Consider the following 19,848-nt stretch of genomic DNA (forward strand, 5'->3'; position numbering starts at 1 on the left):
GCTTTGTCCCGCCCGCCCGTTGCACGGAGTGCTTCCGCCGGTCACAGAGTGGTTGAGACCTCTTGTGGGCATGTTCATGTACTCCATAGCCTCCCGGGTGTTGTGCAGCGCAAAACCACCATTGCAGATGCTGCAACGCGCCCTCGGAGGACGCCCCCATGAAGCTCGCACATCTCTCCGCCCGTATGGCCGCTCCGATCGCCGCGCTGGTCGTCGCCGGGCTCACGGCGACCGCCTGCGCCCCCGAGTCGTCCGACAACTCCGGCGGCAAGGACGAGAAGAGCGGCACCCTGCGTGTGTGGCTCTTCCAGGAGGTCACCAACGCGCCGAAGGAGAAGGTGGTCGACGATGTCGTCACCGCCTTCGAGAAGGCCCACAAGGGCACGAAGGTCGACGTCCAGTACATCCCCGTCGAGACCCGCGCCGAGAAGATCAAGGCCGCCTTCAACGACCCCAAGAGCGCGCCCGACCTCATCGAGTACGGCAACACGGACACCGCCGGCTACGTGAAGGATGGCGGACTCGCGGACGTCAGCGAGGAGTTCACGGACTGGAGCGAGTCCAAGGACACCGACCCGACCGCCAAGCAGTCCGTCACCGTCGACGGCAAGATCTACGGGGCCCCGTACTTCGTCGGCGTCCGCGCCCTCTACTACCGCACCGACATATTCGACGACCTGGGCCTCGACGTACCCAAGACCCAGGAAGAGCTGATCAGCACAGCCAAGGAGATCCGGCAGGCGAAGCCGGACCTGTACGGGCTCGCGGTCGGCGGCGCCTACACGTACGGCGCGATGCCGTTCATCTGGTCCAACGGCGGCGAGATCGCCGAGGGCAAGGGCGGCTCGTACGCCTCGACCATCGACAGCGCGGCGGCCCAGAAGGGCATCAAGGCGTACACCTCGCTCTTCGGCGACGACAACTGTCCGGCCGCCAAGTGCGCGGGCATGGGCGGCAACGACACCGTCACCGCCTTCGCCTCCGGCAAGGCGGCCATGGCCATCGGCGGCGACTTCAGCCACGCGGCGATCGAGGCGGGGAAGGTCAAGGGCAAGTACAAGGTCGTACCGCTGCCCGGGGTGAAGTCCGGTGAGATCGCGCCCGCCTTCGCGGGCGGCAACAACCTCGGCGTGCTGAGGAGCACCACCCACCGCACCCTCGCCGTCGACCTGATGGAACAGCTCGCGTCGAAGAAGACGCAGGGCGCGCTGTTCGACGCGATGGGCTTCCTGCCGACGTTCACGGACGTGCGCCAGGACGTCGCGAAGCGCGAGCCGTTCGTGGAGCCCTTCGTGAAGACCCTCGGCGCCGGCGCCAAGTTCGTCCCGGCCTCGCCCGCCTGGTCGCAGATCGACGCGTCCCTGGTCCTGCCGACGATGTTCCAGGAGGTCGTCAGCGGACGTAAGGACGTGGAGGCCGCCTCCAAGGACGCGGCCAAGAAGATGAACGACGCGTTCAGCTCCGCCGGATGAGCCGGATGACCGACCGTCCGCTGCCGGGGGCCGGGGTGGCGGCGGCCGCCCCGGGGCCCCTCTCCACGGCCGTCGGACCCGAACCGGTGAAGAGCGCCCCGTCGGGCGCCGGCCGGGGCACCCCCCGGCCGGGCCGCGGCGGCCCGGCCGGCCGCAGATCACCGCTCGCCCGTGGCGGCTGGACGCCCTGGCTCTACCTCGCCCCCGCGCTCGTCGTCATCGGCGGCCTGCTCGTCTACCCCGTCTACCAGCTCGGGCTGATCTCGTTCCTGGAGTACACCCAGGCCCAGGTCAGCGGCGGCGAGCCGACGTCCTTCCAGGGCTTCGGGAACTACGCGGCCCTCTTCCGGGACGAGCAGTTCTGGCAGGTGCTGCTGGCCACCGTGGTGTTCGCGGGCGCGTGCGTCGTGTCGACCCTCGCGGTCGGCTGCGCGCTCGCCGTCCTCCTGACACGTGTCCGTGCCGTACCGCGGCTCGCCCTGATGCTGGCCGCGCTTGGCGCCTGGGCGACCCCCGCGGTCACCGGGTCCACGGTGTGGCTGCTCCTGTTCGACCCCGACTTCGGCCCCGTCAACCGGATCCTGGGACTCGGCGACCACTCCTGGACGTACGGCCGGTACAGCGCCTTCGCGCTCGTCCTGCTCGAAGTCGTCTGGTGCTCCTTCCCGTTCGTGATGGTCACGGTGTACGCCGGAATCCGCGCCGTGCCCTCCGAGGTCCTGGAGGCCGCCTCCCTGGACGGTGCCTCCCAGTGGCGGATCTGGCGCTCGGTGCTCGCGCCGATGCTCCGCCCGATCCTCGTGGTCGTCACCATCCAGTCGGTCATCTGGGACTTCAAGGTCTTCACGCAGATCTACGTCATGACGAACGGCGGCGGCATCGCGGGCCAGAACCTCACCCTGAACGTCTACGCCTACCAAAAGGCCTTCGCGTCCTCCCAGTACGGCCTCGGGTCGGCGATCGGAGTGGTGATGCTGCTGATTCTGCTGGCGGTCACGCTCGTATATCTGAGGCTGCTGCGCAGACAGGGGGAAGAGCTGTGAGTTCCGTGACGTCCAGGGAATCCACGCCGTCCGGGAAATTTGCGGCGGCGGCGAGTTCGCCGGGATCCGCGGGTCCCGCACGTCCCGTACAGCCCCCGGGATTCGTCCGAAATCTCGTACGCCGTTCCGTGCGGCGGCCTTGGCGGCTGGCCGCCGAGGTCTCGGCACTGCTGATCGCCGCGGTGGTCGCATTCCCCCTCTACTGGATGGTGCTCAGCGCCTTCAAACCGGCCGGGGAGATCGAGTCGACCCAGCCGCGGCCCTGGACGCTCTCCCCGTCGCTGGATTCCTTCCGACGCGTCTTCGGGCAGCAGGAATTCGGCCGCTACTTCCTCAACAGTCTTGTCGTGGCGGTCACCGTCGTCGCCGTCTCGGCGCTCATCGCGTTTCTCGCCGCGACCGCCGTGACACGATTCCGCTTCCGCTTCCGGACCACCCTGCTGATCATGTTCCTGGTCGCGCAGATGGTGCCGATCGAGGCACTGACGATCCCTCTCTTCTTCCAGATGCGGGACTTCGGTCAGCTCAACACACTGGGCGCGCTGATCCTGCCGCACATCGCCTTCTCGCTGCCCTTCGCGATCTGGATGCTGCGGGGGTTCGTGAAGGCCGTCCCCGAGGCGCTGGAGGAGGCCGCCTACATCGACGGGGCGAGCCGGACACGGTTCCTGTGGCAGATCCTTTTCCCGCTGGTCTTTCCGGGGCTCGTCGCCACCAGCGTGTTCTCGTTCATCTCCGCCTGGAACGACTTCCTGTTCGCCAAATCCTTCATCATCAGCGACACCTCGCAGTCCACGCTGCCGATGGCCCTCCTCGTCTTCTACAAGCCCGACGATCCGGACTGGGGCGGCGTGATGGCCGGCTCCACGGTGATGACGATCCCCGTGCTGATCTTCTTCGTACTCGTACAGCGGCGCCTGGTCTCCGGACTCGGCGGCGCGGTGAAGGACTGACGTGAGCGACGCGACGACCGACGGCCCCACCTCGCCCGGCACCTCGCCCGGTGTGATCCCGGCGCCCCGCTCGGTGCGGGAGTCCGCCCGCCCGGGCGTCCCGCTCGGCGCGGACACCACCCTGTGGGCCGGCCCCGGCACGGGCGCCACCGAACGCTGGCTGCGCCTCACCCTCGGCGCCGCCCTGGGACTTTCGCTGCCACCGGCTCCCGAAAACACGGCTGTTTCCGAAAACGCGGCCGGTACCGAGAACGCGGCCGGTGCGGAAAACGCCCCGAACACCGTGCGGTTGCGGATCGACGAGACGCTGCGACCGGAGGCGTACGTACTCGACGCCGACGCCGAAAGGGGCATCGAGATCCGCGGCGGAAGCAGCGCCGGAGTGTTCTGGGGAGCCCAGACACTGCGTCAGCTCATCGGCCCGGAAGCCTTCCGGAGGGCTCCCGTCCGGCCGGGCGTCACGTACGCCGTCCCGAACCGGACCGTCGAGGACGCACCACGATTCGGCTGGCGCGGTCTGATGCTCGACGTCTCGCGGCACTTCATGCCGAAGGACGGCGTCCTGCGCCAACTCGACCTGATGGCCGCGCACAAGCTCAACGTCTTCCACTTCCACCTCACGGACGACCAGGGCTGGCGTATCGAGATCAAGCGGTATCCGAAGCTCACGGAGACCGGATCATGGCGGGCACGCACCAAATTCGGTCATCGCGCCTCGCCCCACTGGGAGGAGAAGCCGCACGGGGGCTTCTACACCCAGGACGACATCCGCGAGATCGTCGCGTACGCCGCCGAACGGCATATCGCCGTCGTCCCCGAAATCGACATCCCGGGGCACTCGCAGGCCGCCATCGCCGCATATCCGGAACTCGGCAACACCGATGTCATCGACACGCGCTCCCTCTCCGTCTGGGACACCTGGGGCGTCTCCAAAAACGTACTCGCACCCACTGACAACGCCCTCCGGTTCTACGAGGGCGTCTTCGAGGAACTCCTCGACCTGTTCCCCTCCGAGTTCATCCACGTCGGCGGCGACGAGTGCGCCAAGGACCAGTGGAAGGCGTCCCCGGCGGCGCAGGCGCGGATCACCGAACTGGGCCTCGTGGACGAGGACGGGCTGCAGTCCTGGTTCATCCGCCACTTCGACACGTGGCTGAGCACGCGAGGGCGCCGGCTGATCGGCTGGGACGAGATCCTGGAGGGCGGGCTCGCCCCGGGCGCCGCCGTCTCCTCGTGGCGCGGCTACCAGGGCGGCATCACGGCCGCGCGGGCCGGCCACGACGTCGTCATGTGCCCCGAGCAGCAGGTGTACCTGGACCACCGGCAGGCCGAAGGCCCCGACGAGCCGGTGCCCATCGGGTTCGTGCGCACCCTGGAGGACGTCTACCGCTTCGAGCCCGTTCCACCGGAGCTGACCCCCGCTCAGGCGCGGCACGTGCTGGGCACCCAGGCCAACCTGTGGACCGAGGTGATGGAGGACCGGGCCCGCGTGGACTACCAGGCCTTCCCGCGGCTCGTGGCCTTCGCGGAGGTCGCCTGGAGCGCCCTGCCCCCGCCCGCGGAACGCGACTTCGCGGATTTCGAGGAGCGAATGACCGCGCACTACGCGCGACTTGACGCCCTGGGAGTCGCCTACCGGCCGCCCGCCGGGCCGTTGCCGTGGCAGCGGCGCCCCGGAGTGCTCGGACGCCCGATCGAGGGGCCGCCCCCGAACGTGTGAGGCGGCTCCCGGGGGGTGTCGTCCGGCGCGGCACCCTGGGACGGTGGCCTCTGCGGAGAAAGACACCCAAGGGGCAACGAAAACCGCCAATTGGCTCTGCCGGTCGATGTGGTGCGAAAACGGACCATCCGCTGATGGCGGGTAGGAATGCCTCCTAGCGGACCCCCGCGTCGGGGAACCGGGAAGATGTGCCAGAGTTGCCACGTCCGCCCTGTCAGCACGTACCGTACGGCAACACAGGTGGGACCAGGTGGGGCAGCGGGAAGGGGCAGCCGGTTTGACCACGCACGCACCGCAGGCGGCGCACGCCGTGACGCTGCCCGCCTCACTGGACGAGGCCGTGGCGGCGCTCGCAGCCATGCCCGCCGCCGTTCCCGTGGCCGGGGGCACCGACCTCATGGCCGCCGTCAACTCCGGGCAGCTGAGGCCCGCCGCACTCGTCGGCCTCGGCCGGATCAGCGAGATCCGCGGCTGGCAGTACCAGGACGGCCACGCGCTCCTCGGCGCCGGCCTCACCCACGCCCGCATGGGGCGCCCCGACTTCGCCGCCCTCATCCCGGCCCTCGCGGCCGCCGCGAGGGCCGCCGGACCGCCGCAGATCCGCAACGCGGGCACCCTGGGCGGCAACATCGCCTCGGCGTCCCCCACCGGGGACGCGCTCCCGGTGCTGGCCGCGCTGGAAGCGACCCTCATCATCGCCTGCCCGGGCGGCGCCCGCCGTGAGATCCCCGTGTCGCACCTGCTCGCGGGCATGGAGATGCTCCGCGGCGGCGAACTCATCGGGTACGTGCGCGTGCCGCTGCTGCACGCCCCGCAGGTCTTCCTGAAGGCGACCGGACGGACCGGTCCCGGGCGCGCCATCGCCTCCGTGTCGCTCGTCCTCGACCCCGCAAGGCGCGGGGTGCGGTGCGCCGTGGGCGCCATAGCGCCGATGCCGCTCAGGCCCCTGGACGCCGAGCAGTGGGTCGCCTCGCTGATCGACTGGGACAACAACCGCGCGATCGTGCCCGAGGCGCTGGCCGCCTTCGGCGAGTACGTCGCCGCGGCCTGCATCCCCGATCCGGCCCCCGAGGAGGACGGTTCCGTACCGCCGCTGCCGCCCGCCGTACTGCACCTGCGGCGTACCGTCGCCGCGCTGGCCCGACGAGCACTGGGGAGGGCGCTGTCGTGACCGACGACCAGCACGGAGATCAGCACGGTGAGGGCGCGCCCCGCGCGGGCAGCCGCTGGGACCCGCTGCCCCAGGGCGACTACGACGACGGCGCCACCGCCTTCGTCAAGCTCCCCGAAGGGGGCATCGACGCCCTCCTCGCGGACTCGCCGCTCGCCGCGCCCGGCCACGGCTACGTACCGCCGCCGATAACGGTCGCGCCCGGCACGGGTGCGGAGAACGACCCGGGGTCCACCGGCTCCTGGGGCGCACCGCCCGACGCGGCCGCTCCCGGACAGCAGCAGGACGTACGGTGGCCCGACCCGAACGCCCTCCCCGAAGAGCACCGGCAGGCCCCTCAGGACCAGTTCTCGTACCACCCCGGGGCCACCGGCCAGTGGACCTTCGACCAGCCCGCACAGGGCGACCAGGGCCCGCCCGGACACGACGCGCCCGGACACGGCGCGACGGGGCACGACGCCTCCGGTCAGGACGTCACCGGGCAGTGGTCCATCCCCGTCGCCGACGGTGATCTGCCGGACGAGTCCGGTGAGTTCACCACGTCCTCGCTGGTCGAGCAGTGGGGCGGCAATCCGCCCGCCACGCTGCCGGGCGGCGCCGCGGCGCCCTGGGCCGACGAGCCGTGGGCCCAGCAGCAGCCGCCCGCCGGAGAGGCCGGGTCGCACGCCCCCGCCGAGCACGGCGCCGCCGAGATCATCGACGTCTCCGGAGCGCACGCCGACGAGATCGCCGTCTCCGTGGAGCGCGATCCGGGACGCGACGACGGACGCGAGGAGGCGCACGGGGCCGCGTCCCGTCACGACCACCAGGAGTACGCGGACGACGCCGCCGAGCCGGAAACGGCCTCCACGGAGGAGCCCGGCGAGGAGACCCCGGACGCCGCGTCCGCCGGATCCTTCACGGACACCGACACCGACACCGACGCCGCCGCCGAGGAGTCCGGGTCCGACGACCCCCAGGGCATCGCCCCGCACAACGACCACCCCCTCGCCTCGTACGTCCTGCGGGTGAACGGCGTCGAGCGACCCGTGACGGACGCCTGGATCGGCGAATCGCTGCTGTACGTACTGCGCGAGCGCCTCGGCCTCGCGGGCGCCAAGGACGGCTGCTCGCAGGGCGAGTGCGGCGCCTGCAACGTCCAGGTGGACGGCCGCCTCGTCGCGTCCTGCCTCGTACCCGCCGTCACCGCCGCGGGGAGCGAGGTGCGCACCGTCGAGGGCCTGGCCACCGACGGGCAGCCCTCCGACGTCCAGCGGGCCCTCGCCAAGTGCGGTGCCGTGCAGTGCGGCTTCTGCATCCCGGGCATGGCGATGACCGTGCACGACCTCCTCGAGGGCAACCCGGCGCCGACCGACCTGGAGACCCGCCAGGCCCTGTGCGGCAACCTGTGCCGCTGCTCCGGCTACCGGGGCGTCCTGGACGCCGTACGCGACGTCGTGGCCGAGCGCGAGGCCCACGCGGCCGCCGAGAGCTCTCCGGACGGCGACGAGGCCCGTATCCCGCACCAGGCGGGCCCCGGTGCCGGAGGCGTCAACCCGTCCGCGTTCGAGCCCCACCAGCCCAGCCAGCCCCACGAGCAGCCGTACGGCCAGGACGGAGGCCAGGCGTGAGCAACGACACCGCCACCGCGACCACCGCGCAGCCCGGCACCGCGCCGGAACCGCCGCCGCACGGCCTCGGGGTGTCCCTGCCGTCCGCGGAGGCCCGCGCCAAGACGGAGGGCACCTTCCCGTACGCGGCGGACCTGTGGGCCGAGGGCCTGCTGTGGGCGGCCGTCCTGAGATCACCGCACCCGCACGCGCGCATCCTGTCCGTCGACACCACCCACGCGCGCGAGATGCCCGGCGTACAGGCCGTCATCACCCACGAGGACGTGCCCGGCACCGCGCTGCTCGGCCGCGGCAGGGCCGACCGCCCGGTGTTCGCCTCCGACGTCGTGCGCCACCACGGAGAGGCCATCGCGGCCGTCGCCGCCGACCACCCCGACACCGCGCGCATGGCCGCCGCGGCCGTCATCGTCGAGTACGAGATCCTCGACCCGGTGACCGACCCGGAGCAGGCCTTCGAAGCCGAACCCCTGCACCCCGACGGCAACCTCATCCGGCACATCCCGCTGCGCCACGGAGACCCGGACGCGGCCGGTGACATCGTCGTCGAGGGCCTGTACCGCATCGGCCGCCAGGACCCGGCCCCGATCGGCGCGGAGGCAGGTCTCGCCGTGCCCCGCCCCGACGGCGGGGTCGAGCTCTACGTGGCCTCCACCGACCCGCACACCGACCGCGACACGGCCGCCGCCTGCTACGGACTGGACCCGGAGCGCGTGAAGGTCGTCGTCACCGGCGTGCCCGGCGCCACCGCCGACCGCGAGGACCAGGGCTTCCAGCTCCCCCTCGGGCTGCTCGCCCTCAAGACCGGCTGCCCCGTCAAGCTGACCGCGACGCGCGAAGAATCCTTCCTCGGGCACGTCCACCGGCACCCCACGCTGCTGCGCTACCGCCACCACGCGGACGCCGAGGGCCGGCTGGTCAAGGTCGAGGCGCAGATCCTCCTCGACGCGGGCGCGTACGCGGACACCTCCTCGGAGGCCCTGGCCGCCGCCGTCTCCTTCGCCTGCGGCCCCTACGTCGTCCCGAACGCCTTCATCGAGGGCTGGGCCGTACGCACCAACAACCCGCCCTCAGGACACGTACGCGGCGAGGGCGCCATGCAGGTCTGCGCCGCCTACGAGGCCCAGATGGACAAGCTGGCGAAGAAGCTCGGCGTCGACCCGGCCGACCTGCGCCTGCGCAACGTACTGGCCACCGGGGACGTCCTGCCGACCGGCCAGACCGTCACCTGCCCGGCCCCCGTGGCCGAACTGCTCCAGGCCGTCCAGGAGTACCCGCTGCCCGCCCTCCCCAAGGACACCCCCGAGGACGAGTGGCTGCTCCCCGGCGGACCCGAGGGCGCCGGCGAACCCGGCGCCGTACGACGCGGCGTGGGCTACGCCCTGGGCATGGTCCACATGCTCGGCGCCGAGGGCACCGACGAGGTCTCGACGGCCACCGTGAAGGTCCACGACGGCATCGCGACCGTGCTCTGCGCGGCCGTGGAGACCGGCCAGGGCTTCACCACGCTGGCCCGGCAGATCGTCCAGGAGACGCTCGGCATCGAAGAGGTCCACGTGGCCTCCGTGGACACCGACCAGCCTCCGGCCGGACCCAGCTGCCGAGGCCGCCACACCTGGGTGTCCGGCGGCGCCGTCGAACGGGCCGCCAAGATGGTCCGTACGCAACTCCTGCAGCCCCTGGCCCACAAGTTCGGCATGTCCACCGAGCTGCTCCAGATCACCGACGGCAAGATCACCTCGTACGACGGCGTGCTGTCGACGACCGTCAGCGAGGCGATGGACGGCAAGGAGCTGTGGGCGACCGCGCAGTGCCGCCCGCACCCCACCGAGCCGCTGGACGGCGCGGGCCAGGGCGACGCCTTCGTGGGCCTCGCCTTCTGCGCGATCCGCGCGGTGGTGGACGTCGACATCGAACTGGGTTCGGTGCGGGTGGTCGAACTGGCGCTCGCCCAGGACGTGGGCCGCATCCTGAACCCCGCGCAGCTCACCGCCCGGATCGAGGCCGGTGTCACGCAGGGCATCGGCGCCGCCCTCACGGAGAACCTGCGCACCGCGCGCGGGCTCGTCCGCCACCCCGACCTCACCGGGTACTCGCTGCCGACCGCCCTCGACGCCCCCGACATCCGCATCGTCAAGCTCGTCGAGGAGCGCGACGTGGTCGCGCCCTTCGGAGCGAAGGCGGTCAGCGCGGTACCGGTCGTCACGTCCCCCGCGGCTGTCGCGTCCGCGGTGCGGGCGGCCACGGGACGCCCGGTGAACCGGCTGCCGATAAGGCCGCAGGCGGCCGTGGTGACGGCGACGCAGTGACGCGGCGCGCGTCCTTCCGGGCATAGGGCACAGGGCACAGGGCTAGGACACAGGGCGGGGGCCGGGGGCGATGCTGGAGGGCGTGGTCCTGATCACCGGCATCATGGCCGCCGGGAAGTCCACGGTCGCGCAGGCGCTGGCCGAGCGACTGCCACGGGCCGCCCACGTACGGGGTGACGTCTTCCGGCGGATGCTCGTCACCGGCCGCGCGGAGTACGAGCCCGGAGCGGGGCCGCAGAGCGAGGCGGAGGCCCAGCTGCGACTGCGGTACCGGCTGTCGGCGGCCACGGCGGACACGTACGCGCGGGCGGGCTTCACCGCGGTCGTCCAGGACGTGGTCCTGGGCGCGCACCTGACGGCGTACACCGAACTCGTGCGCACCCGGCCCCTGTACGTCGTCGTGCTGGCGCCGAATCCCGAGGCCGTGGCGGAGCGGGAGGCCGGGCGGGCCAAGACCGGATACGGCGCGTGGACGGTCGCCGACCTCGACCGCGGACTGCGTGCGGACACCCCGCGCGTCGGGCTGTGGCTGGACACCTCCGAGCAGACCGCGGGGCAGACGGTGGACGCGATCCTGGCAGGCCGGGAAAAGGCCAGGATCCGCTGAGAAGCTGCTGGTCAGGGCGTTCTCGGGGTGTTGTCAGTGGTGCCCGGTAGTGTTCTGGTCAGTGGGGGAGGACCGCTGGGCGGCGGGCCTATTTCCGGGTGCTTCGAGGCGTGCCCGGATGCCTGGGTGTGCGTGGCGGTATGCCCGCGCGCAGGGCCGCGAGCCGCCCGGCCCGGTCCTGCCGGGGGACTGTGAACAACGATCCGCGGGGGAACGATGAGCACGACGGACACCGGCATCGGCAACGACATCAGCAACGGCACCGGCGGTATGGCCGGCACAGGCACAGGCGCCGGCACCGGGACGATCACTCTGCACGAGGACGCGCTGGACCCGTACGTCACGCACACACCGACGCGGCGCTGGCTGACGGGGCCCGGACTGCCGGGCGACAACGGCCTGTTGACCTTCGATGCCCTGCGCGAGGACGGACTGCGGTCGGTCGCGGACTCGACGGGGGACCCGGCAGCCCTTCCGTCGGACCTGCGCGACCAGTTGGTGATCGGCGCGCTGCGCGACCCCGCCGGCCTGGAGACGGAGTCGGTCCTGCTCGACGGAGCGACGGGCGAGGTGTCCACCACGTTCCTCCTCCACGACCGCCCCGACCTGATGGACCGCGTCCCGCTCGCGCCGTCGCTCCGGACGCTCACGGACTTCGTGACGGCGACGGACGAGATGTCCGCGAGGAGCGGCCAGTTCGCGTCCTACGAGGGCCGGTTCGGCCCGAAGGCCGTCAACGCGATGTCGCGGCAGTTGCTGGCGCTGTTCGAGGAGGGCGTCGACGGCGAGGTCCCGCCGTTCTGGAAGATGGCCGCGCTGATCCGCCCGTTGGCCCTCGTCGCGGGCCCGCCGGCCGACACGGCGCTCACCCTGGACCTCCCCGCCCGCCTGCTGGACCAGGCGTTCGGGCACGGCCGTGTGGTGCGCTTCGAGGACGTCGACTTCCCCGCGGCGCTGGCGCACGAGCCGACGCGGCACTTCCTGCGCGAGACGGGCCTGCCCGAGGACGGCTTCCTGTTCCAGCTGGACACGGACGTGCCGCTGCCGACGCTCGCCGAGTACTACGAGGACGAGCGTCCGCACGTGTTCACGCCCGACCGACTCCCGCGGGACGCCGACCACCTGATACGCCTGGGCCACCTGATCGAGGACAACAGCCTGGTCGTCGACGGCGAGACGGGCGCGATCCTCGACTGGAACGAGCCCGAGGCCACGCTGCACGCCCTGAACACGGACGTCTCGACCCTCGCCTTCACCCTGTGGCTGCTCCACCGCGAGCGAACGATCGACGAGTCCCTGTCCCACGAACTGACGGAGGAGGCCTACGACCAGCTCGCCACGACGATGACCCAGACCCTCGCGACGGTCGACCCGACGGGCGCCTCTGCGGAGGCCGGCCGCCACTACTGGACGGAGATGTTCCAGGACGAGGCGGGAGGGGTGCTCTGACGGCCCCCGGGACGCCCTGAACGGCGCTCTCACGCGTCAGGGCCGACCACCCGAAGGCAGCCGACCCCGACACCGAACCAGAGGCCGTGGCGGGAATTGAACCCACGTGCCTCGCTTTGCAGGTTTGTCCCAGCCGATCAGGGGTTGATCCGGGGGAGTTCAAGGGCGTTCAATCTCGTACGTGTGCAGCAATCGGCAAGGCTCTGTGAACGGCTCTGGACGGTCGCGTACGTCGATGAACGAGACGGAAACTGAGACGGGTCCGGCCTGCGTATGAGGCCGTACACGGCCTCATATGAGGTGCGGAGTTGTCATGCCTCAAGCTCTGGTTGAGCTGGGTCGTCGCTCGGGCGCCGCGGTGCAACGACCTGTGGGGCCGTCTGAGGTGTGACGGGAGTCCACCCACCTGCGGTTGACTCGACCAGTTCCAGGAAATCTTTGTGGGCACGTTTGGTGGAATCTAGTACCTCGTGCCAAGTCTTTCGGGAGACGTTCGGATCGCTCTCAAGCGAAGAGGCCGATACTGAGTTGAGTCTGTCGATATGATCGACCACAAATGTCAGCTTGCGGTACGGGAACTGACGACCGAGTTCAGGATTTTCGTCAAGGAAGTTACGCAATGAATCTAGGTAGTTCATTGCGTTTAGGAATTCCGCGTCGGTGAGCTTATAGCCGAGCCTCTTGATTTCTACAATCCAGAGGATCCCTGAGTCGTGAAGCAGGACAAAATCAGGCTCCTTCGCCCTGCGCTCAATCGCCGTAGTGCTGATCGTGGTGCCGAACGCCTTGGCGTACCAAGCCTCGAAACTTGCCCTGACTCGTTTGAGGGATTCGTTCATGCCCAATGGAGTCCACTCGGGAGCGAGGAGCCACGGTGCCCGTTCGATGAGTTCTTGAAGTGGCCTCTCCAGTGTTCTGTTGTCTGCAATCAGTGCTTCCAGCTTGGCCACAACTTCTAGCCGTTCCGCCGCTACCTGCCCGAGGGAGTACATTTCCGCGATGTGAGCTTTCTGGAAAAGATCCATAACGGCATCCACCGTGGTTTCGGTTGTATCGGCGACTTCCCTTAGTGCCTGGAGCAGGCTACGGTGAGGCCCGAGGGAAATGGCAAGATTGCTAAGGCGTTCTACGTGCTCAGGATCCTTCAGTGAATCTCTGTCGGCGTCCCGAACCAGAAGAGCCGCAGCTTCCTTCACGGAGTCGCGATACACTGGATCGGATGGCGCAGTCTCGATCAGCCGCTTTTCTAGTTGCGACTTCTCCATGAAAAAACGCTGCTTTTCGCGCCTGGCATGTTCCTCGCTGCGTTTCGCAAGCTCACGCATCAATGCCTGACCCCACGTGCTCAGCGCTTCTCCCAGATCTGATGACCAAATGATGTCCTGACGGTCAGATCGGATAAGATCTTCGTCTTCGTCCAGCCACTCGGCGTGAAGTTCACCGACGATGTAACTGCGCAGCTTGAACTCTCCATGAAAGCCCGTGGCAATTCCGAAATCCATTGTCTGAGCCACGAACTTGCCGCGGGCGTAAATGCGGACGCCGGCCATGTTGGTGTCTTTGTAGGCCTTTTCGCTATAGGCGACATAGCCGGTTACCGGGAGGAATGAAGATTCGAAAGGAACCGGCCTATCGGCGAGATCGATTCGAGTGCCCTCCATGAGGTCGATCTTGAGTTGTCCGAGTGTGAACTGATCGGTCATAGAGGAGGCATTCTTGACGCAGACCCGCCAGTCGCTGCGTTCAAGGCCGAATCGTCCGGCAAGCTGCCTGTTCAGCTCATCCCTGCTGGGAACGCGCTTCCGTGAGAAGTCCCTCAACTTGATAGTGGTTCCATGGTTCTTCGACCAGGTTCCGTCCGACTCGCCAATCTCGGGGTGATAGTCCTTTTCCGTATCCGCGAGCATGTCAGGGAGGTGAAGGATTAGGTGAGAGGTGAGGTATCCATTGTCGGTTTTATCGCCGCCAGCAGAGATTACTTCCACGGTCTTGCAGATACCGAATGGGGCAAGTTTGCCAATGCCCTTTCTGCCCATTACTGGACGATTCTTTTCACGGGATTTGTCGCTACCCGTGCGAGTGCGCCTGTCTGCGCCCACGGTCAAGTAGTGATGATTTATCTCGGCAGGGGTCATGCCGTGACCGTCATCGGCAATTGTGATTTCATATTGTGCAGAAAGATGAGGAGCCTTGGGGTCGAATAGAAAAGCCCCCCAGGGTAAGGTGACCGTAACGTCCTCTGCGTCCGCGTCGTAGGAGTTGGCAATGAGTTCAGCCAAGACAGCTGAAACTCGGTCGTAGAGCTTGATGCCGAGCTTGTCAATCGTTAGCCGGCTGATGCGCATCGTGTAGACCGGTGCAGGTTCACTGCTCGGCGAGGCTGCGGCTGACTGCTCAGGCTCAGCCGGGGCAGTCATGGGAAGCTGCTCATGGCCGTTCGACGAGTCCGACATCATGTCCCCCTAGCGGTTGCGGCGGTGGGCACGACATCTTGCATGACGCTTCGTCACCTTGCCTAGGGCGCACGCGGGTTGCGGGGAGCGCACACCATGGTCACGAGGCACTACGTTGAGCTAACATCCAGCCGTGACAAAGCCAACTGCCATTGACCTCTTCGCAGGAGCCGGCGGAGCCACCCAGGGGCTCGTGGGAGCTGGCTTCTCTGTCCTGGGCGCGGTCGAGATCGACTCCGATGCGGCTGCTACACATGCCAAGAACCATCCTGGTTCGCACCTGTGGGAGACGGATATCCGCTCGCTACAGGCTTCCAAGATGCGCAGGCAGTTGGGGTTAGCTTCCGGTGAATTAACACTGCTTAAGACCTGCCCGCCCTGTCAGGGGTTTTCGTCGCTTGCATCTGGCAAGGGGCTGATGGACCATGAGCGTAACGATCTCGTTTTGCATACTGTCAGATTCGTGCGTGCACTGATGCCGCAGGCCGTTCTATTGGAAAATGTACTTGGGCTGGGAAAAGACGCACGCCTCCAATATGTGCGGGACTCGCTTCATTCTCTAGGTTACGTGTCAATGGTTTATCGGTTCGTAGCTTCCGATTTTGCTGTGCCGCAACGCAGGCGTCGTCTAATTATGCTCGCTCTCAGAGGGAAGCGGCGGAACCTCCCCCAGGATATTGCCGATCTCATTCCTGACCTGCGCGGTTCTGTGTCGGTCAGGACTGCATTCTCCGAATTGGAAGCGGCCAATAGGGCAGACGACCCGCTAGACCGCTATCGGAAAAGCTCTGACAAGGTTCAGCGTCGAATTGAGGCCATCCCTGTTGGTGGAGGGCGCCTAGACCTCCCAGAGGAACACCAGCTCGATTGCCACAAGAAGGTTGGTACAAAACATGCCCTTGCTTCGTATGGTCGCATCAAGTGGGATTCTCCTGCGCCAACGATGACCACCCGCTGTACTACTCCTGCTTGTGGAACGTTCGTCCACCCTGAGAAGCATCGCGGAATCACCTTGCGGGAAGCCGCCACATTGCAGACGTTCCCGTCGGACTATGACTTTCAGGGGGACTACGGTTCCATTGAGCGGCAGATCGGAAATGCCGTCCCCGTGCGCATGGCGTCTGTTCTTGGAGAGACCGTACTGCGGACGCTGAATTCCTAATGGCCTGAGTGTGTGCTCTGCTCGGACTCGCCGCCTTTTTTCGACCCTATAGGAAGTGAGCGATGGGGAAGGGTGGGGCCCGGCCGTCGCCGCGACTACGTCGCCGTCCCTAGGCGTGATCGTGGGACCCTGGCATCGGGTGATGTCGTGAATCAAGAGGAGTTGAAGTGTCGGAGGCCAGTCCGCGCGGAACTTACCTGATCATTGCGGAGACGCTGCGAAACGAGATTCAGGCGGACCAGGGTGGCGACACCTTGCCGTCAGAGGCCGACCTGATGAACTCGCACGACGTCTCCCGGAACACGATCCGGCGCGCGCTCAAGGTGCTCGAAGCTGACGGGGTTGTCGAGTCTGCCCCCGGGATCGGGTGGCGCGTGGTCAGGGGAGGCGACCGCCGGTCGCTCGCGGAGCGCATGACGGACGTGATCAAAGAGGACTCCCTCTCGGTGGGGGACACGTACCCGTCCGAAGCGAAACTGTGTGAGCGGTTCGGTGCGTCTCGGACCGCAGTGCGCCGTGTTCTCGCCCAGATGGAGGGAAACGGCCTGCTTGCCACCGTGCATGGCAAGGGGCGAACCGTGCGTGCCCTCCCGACTCGCACCGCGCGGTCGTAGTCTTGACCGCCATGGGACTGACTGAGTGGGCGTACACGCTCTCTGAATCGTTGCTTTCCGATCCGCTCCCGCGCCGGTGGGAGCACTCGCTAGGGGTCGCCAAGCGTGCTCGCTCCCTGAGCCCGATCCTGCGAGACGATGCGGAGCTGCTGGAAGCCGCCGCCGTGCTCCATGACATCGGCTATTCGCCGGCCATCGCCACCACGGGCTTCCATCCCTTGGACGGTGCGCGGTTCCTCAGGGATCAGGAAGGCGCGGACGAACGGGTTGTTCGCCTTGTGGCCCATCACTCCTGCGCCTTGCTGGAAGCGGAGGAACGCGGACTTCGCGAGGAACTTGAGAGTGAGTTCGAGCTAGAGCGCCCCGACCTGGTCGACGCCTTGCTCTACTGCGACATGACGACGACGCCGGACGGGACGCAGACGACACCGTCTGAGCGGCTGGACGAGATCGTCAAGCGATACGGCCCCGACACGATCGTCGGTCGATTCATCCAACGAGCGGCCCCCGAGATCCACGCAGCGTCGAAGCGCGTGGGAGACCGGATGGCGGAAGTCCCTGCGGGTGGTCAGCCGAGGTAAGGCTCACGCCGCGCGTCATCAAGACCATGCCGGATGCGCAGCATCATCGAAGGATGGATGTCCAGCTCGTCAAGGTCCGCCGGATCAATCCAGCGGACCTCTTTCGACTCGCTACTCGTGCGCAGGGACCCGCCGACCTGGTGAGCACGGAAGCAGATGGAGAACTGTTGCCGTACCTCGCCGTCGTCGTACGCCAACACGTGCTCAGGGTCGGTGTATAGCCCGACGATGTTGTCTACCTCAACGTTGATACCGGTCTCTTCCAGCACCTCACGAACGACGGTGTCCGCGATGCGCTCGCCGATGTCGTGGCCGCCACCGGGCAGGGCCCAAAGGTCGTTGTCGGTCTTGTGGATGAGCAACAGCCGCCCCGTGTCGTCTCGGACCACCGCCGTCACGGAGGGGACCACAGAGTTGGCCGTAGGGGCATTCGGGTCACGGAAGTAGTCAATTCGGCTCATCAGTTCGTGCCTTCCCAGTCGGCCGGTGACGAGATCGGACGGGCCGACTGCCACACCTTCTCAACGCTCTCAGCGTAGGCGTCGAAGAGTTCACCGCCCGGGACACGTCGCAGGTGCAGCACCGGGGCCATGTAGGCGCCAACCCCGTAGAGGTGGCCGTTCGCCAACATTTCGTCATCGGCACGGTAGATCGAGTTGTAGAGCGTGGTGCAGTGCAAGCGGAACTCGACACCGGGGAGACCGAAGAGTGGGCTGTAGTTGACCAGGGCGTTTCGAACCTTGCCCGCCATCGCCTCCCCAATCCCTTCGTCCTCGCCGCGCACGGCCACGGCGGGTGAGGTGGGCTCTCCCAGCATGAGGCGGACGGGTACCCCGTCGGCCGCCTTCTCCTTCACGATGCGATGAAACGTCGCGTCCTCGGTGAGCCAGAACCCGGAGTACACCAGTAGGTCAAACTGTCGGGTTGCCTTGGCGTACAGGTTCGTCCAAAGGGTCGGCGTGACGACGGACCGGTGCGGATACAGCCTGACCAACTCTGCGTTGCCGGTAGCTGTCACTTCGGCCGATGTCCGTTCGTCCGGCCAGAGGTACGACACTTCGCACTGCAAGAGTGAGGCCGTCGCGTACTGGAAGCGGCGATATGGCTTGCGCTCCGGGTCGTTGATCCAGCGTTCGACTGTCTTGGCCGAGACCCCCAGCCGTTCTGCGACTTCATCAAGGGTTAGGCCCAAGTCGACTATCGCGCCACGCAGTCGCTCGTTCGCCACGTCCAACCTCCGCTTGCTTGGGACGACTTGGTACGACTTCACGCTAACCAAGAACGACCCAGGTCGTACAGGTGCGAAGTCGAACGTCGGCGCTGTCGGCGCCACGCTGTAGGTACATCGAGCGCGAGGGGTGCGCGAACTCCAACCAGCCGAAGGGCTTGACGGGGCGAACTTCCCTCTGCAAGATGAGGAACACGTAATACATGTTCCTCTCGTTCAGGTCGCTCCGGCGACCGAGCGAGCACAACAACTCCACAGCGTGATCCACCACAGATACGACGGCCGTGACGACTCCGGCTGAGGTGAGCGGAGACCAGTCGGTCACCTCCCGTCAGGGACACGCACCGACTCAAAAGAACGGATCTGCCCAAGGGCAACCACGCCGCGCGAAGAGACCGAGATGCGATTCCTCGGAAGAGCGGGACTGAGGCACAGATCCATATCGCGTACGACGGGCCGTCACCTCCCGCAAAAGGTGGCCGGCGCGGGGCAAGGCCCGCGCACTGACTACCGCCCCGATGGTCGCAGACCAGGTTCGACTCCTGGTCGGGGCGCCGCTCCCGCCGCGCTTGCGGCGCGGGAGCTTCGGGACGGCCGTCTCTCACCACCTGCACGACCGCGGCCGTCCCGCTCGCACGTTCCGGTCCCACTCCAACGGCTCTTTGAGGAGCTTGACCATGACCGAGCGCACCTTTGACTCGCAGTCCTCCGGCCCGATCGTGCTGGGGCTGTCGCTGCCGGTCGGCAACGTCCACGTGCAGGTACTCAGCAGCGTCACGACCGCCCGCATCACGCTGCACACCGACGACAGCACGGGGCCCGCGGCCGACGCGGTCAACCGGGCCCGTACCCGCCAGGACGGGCAGGCGCTGGCCATCGAGGTGCCGGAGATGCCGGGCAACGTGATGGTGCAGAGCGTGCGCGGCAACCGCGTCACGCAGAGCGTCGGCACGGTCTACGGATCGGTGACCGGCGTGACCATCATCAACGGCCGCGTCGTCTCCGGTGACGGCAGCAACATGCAGACCGTCAGTCCCGTCACGGCCACGGTGACGCTGCCCGCCGGATCGTCGCTCGCGGTGGTCTCCACTTCCGCGGACGCGTTCGTGTCCGGCTACGTCGACCGGATGGAGTTCCGCTCCGTCTCCGGCGACCTGGACGCCGATGGGGTCCGGACGCTCACCGCGAACACCACCTCCGGCGACATCAGCATCGGCCGTGTGACCGAGCAGGTCACCGCCCGCTCCGTATCCGGTGACATCACGGTGGATCTGTACGACGGCCGCACGGCCGCCCTGAACGCCACCTCCGGTGACATCACCGTGCAGGCCACGGGCGCCGCTTCCGGCGCGGTGAGCGCGCACAGCGTCTCCGGTGACGTCCGGATCTCCGGCGCCCGGCACCTGAGCGTGTCCGCGAACAGCGTCTCCGGGTGCGTCCGCAACCGCTGACCTCCCCGCTGCCGCCCCGCGCGGCCCG

At 67.9% G+C, this 19,848-nt stretch carries 16 protein-coding genes; 13 read left to right on the forward strand and 3 right to left on the reverse strand.

What is annotated here, in order from left to right; translation table 11 throughout:
• Positions 1–158 precede the first annotated feature (158 nt).
• From IE278_RS22830 to IE278_RS22870, 9 genes are all read left to right on the forward strand, one after another.
• Positions 159–1,472: an extracellular solute-binding protein gene (locus tag IE278_RS22830; RefSeq protein WP_189775100.1), complete on the forward strand. Its 1,314-nt coding sequence runs from the start codon at positions 159–161 to the stop codon at positions 1,470–1,472.
• Complete coding sequence (locus tag IE278_RS22835) at positions 1,469–2,515, forward strand: carbohydrate ABC transporter permease (protein WP_246570536.1); 1,047 nt, start codon at positions 1,469–1,471, stop codon at positions 2,513–2,515. The genes IE278_RS22830 and IE278_RS22835 overlap by 4 nt, the downstream gene beginning before the upstream one ends.
• Positions 2,516–2,643: 128 nt before the next feature.
• Positions 2,644–3,468, forward strand: coding sequence for a carbohydrate ABC transporter permease (locus tag IE278_RS22840; protein ID WP_189775101.1), 825 nt, complete (start codon positions 2,644–2,646; stop codon positions 3,466–3,468).
• A gap of 1 nt (position 3,469) precedes the next feature.
• Positions 3,470–5,188, forward strand: coding sequence for a beta-N-acetylhexosaminidase (locus IE278_RS22845; protein WP_189775102.1), 1,719 nt, complete (start codon positions 3,470–3,472; stop codon positions 5,186–5,188).
• A gap of 277 nt (positions 5,189–5,465) precedes the next feature.
• Positions 5,466–6,359: an FAD binding domain-containing protein gene (locus tag IE278_RS22850; RefSeq protein WP_189775103.1), complete on the forward strand. Its 894-nt coding sequence runs from the start codon at positions 5,466–5,468 to the stop codon at positions 6,357–6,359.
• On the forward strand, positions 6,356–7,969 hold the full coding sequence (locus IE278_RS22855; protein WP_189775104.1) for a 2Fe-2S iron-sulfur cluster-binding protein: 1,614 nt from the start codon (positions 6,356–6,358) through the stop codon (positions 7,967–7,969). The genes IE278_RS22850 and IE278_RS22855 overlap by 4 nt, the downstream gene beginning before the upstream one ends.
• Positions 7,966–10,275, forward strand: coding sequence for a xanthine dehydrogenase family protein molybdopterin-binding subunit (locus IE278_RS22860; RefSeq protein WP_189775105.1), 2,310 nt, complete (start codon positions 7,966–7,968; stop codon positions 10,273–10,275). The genes IE278_RS22855 and IE278_RS22860 overlap by 4 nt, the downstream gene beginning before the upstream one ends.
• A gap of 70 nt (positions 10,276–10,345) precedes the next feature.
• Complete coding sequence (locus IE278_RS22865; RefSeq protein WP_189775106.1) at positions 10,346–10,882, forward strand: AAA family ATPase; 537 nt, start codon at positions 10,346–10,348, stop codon at positions 10,880–10,882.
• A gap of 270 nt (positions 10,883–11,152) precedes the next feature.
• On the forward strand, positions 11,153–12,331 hold the full coding sequence (locus IE278_RS22870) for an SUKH-4 family immunity protein (protein ID WP_189775205.1): 1,179 nt from the start codon (positions 11,153–11,155) through the stop codon (positions 12,329–12,331).
• A gap of 311 nt (positions 12,332–12,642) precedes the next feature.
• Here the strand turns inward: IE278_RS22870 and IE278_RS22875 are convergent, their stop codons facing one another.
• Complete coding sequence (locus tag IE278_RS22875; protein WP_189775107.1) at positions 12,643–14,748, reverse strand: ATP-binding protein; 2,106 nt, start codon at positions 14,746–14,748, stop codon at positions 12,643–12,645.
• A gap of 169 nt (positions 14,749–14,917) precedes the next feature.
• Between IE278_RS22875 and IE278_RS22880 the strand changes: the two genes are divergently transcribed.
• From IE278_RS22880 to IE278_RS22890, 3 genes are all read left to right on the forward strand, one after another.
• On the forward strand, positions 14,918–15,946 hold the full coding sequence (locus IE278_RS22880) for a DNA cytosine methyltransferase (RefSeq protein WP_189775108.1): 1,029 nt from the start codon (positions 14,918–14,920) through the stop codon (positions 15,944–15,946).
• Between the two features lie 167 nt (positions 15,947–16,113).
• Positions 16,114–16,560 carry a GntR family transcriptional regulator gene (locus IE278_RS22885; RefSeq protein WP_189775109.1) on the forward strand — a complete coding sequence of 149 codons (447 nt, stop codon included), beginning with the start codon at positions 16,114–16,116 and terminating at the stop codon, positions 16,558–16,560.
• An 11-nt stretch (positions 16,561–16,571) separates the two neighbouring features.
• On the forward strand, positions 16,572–17,141 hold the full coding sequence (locus tag IE278_RS22890) for an HD domain-containing protein (RefSeq protein ID WP_189775110.1): 570 nt from the start codon (positions 16,572–16,574) through the stop codon (positions 17,139–17,141).
• Here the strand turns inward: IE278_RS22890 and IE278_RS22895 are convergent.
• Positions 17,129–17,602, reverse strand: a complete 474-nt coding sequence (locus tag IE278_RS22895; protein ID WP_189775111.1) for an NUDIX domain-containing protein — start codon at positions 17,600–17,602, stop codon at positions 17,129–17,131. The genes IE278_RS22890 and IE278_RS22895 overlap by 13 nt on opposite strands.
• A complete protein-coding gene (locus tag IE278_RS22900; RefSeq protein ID WP_189775112.1) occupies positions 17,602–18,369 on the reverse strand; it encodes a helix-turn-helix domain-containing protein in 768 nt (255 codons plus the stop codon). The genes IE278_RS22895 and IE278_RS22900 overlap by 1 nt, the downstream gene beginning before the upstream one ends.
• Before the next feature lie 677 nt (positions 18,370–19,046).
• On the opposite strand from IE278_RS22900, the gene IE278_RS22905 reads away from it, so the two are divergent.
• Positions 19,047–19,820: a DUF4097 family beta strand repeat-containing protein gene (locus IE278_RS22905; RefSeq protein ID WP_189775113.1), complete on the forward strand. Its 774-nt coding sequence runs from the start codon at positions 19,047–19,049 to the stop codon at positions 19,818–19,820.
• The last annotated feature ends 28 nt before the right edge of the window (positions 19,821–19,848 follow it).

Origin of the sequence: Streptomyces tauricus (assembly GCF_014650955.1) — a bacterium.
GTDB lineage: Bacteria > Actinomycetota > Actinomycetes > Streptomycetales > Streptomycetaceae > Streptomyces > Streptomyces tauricus.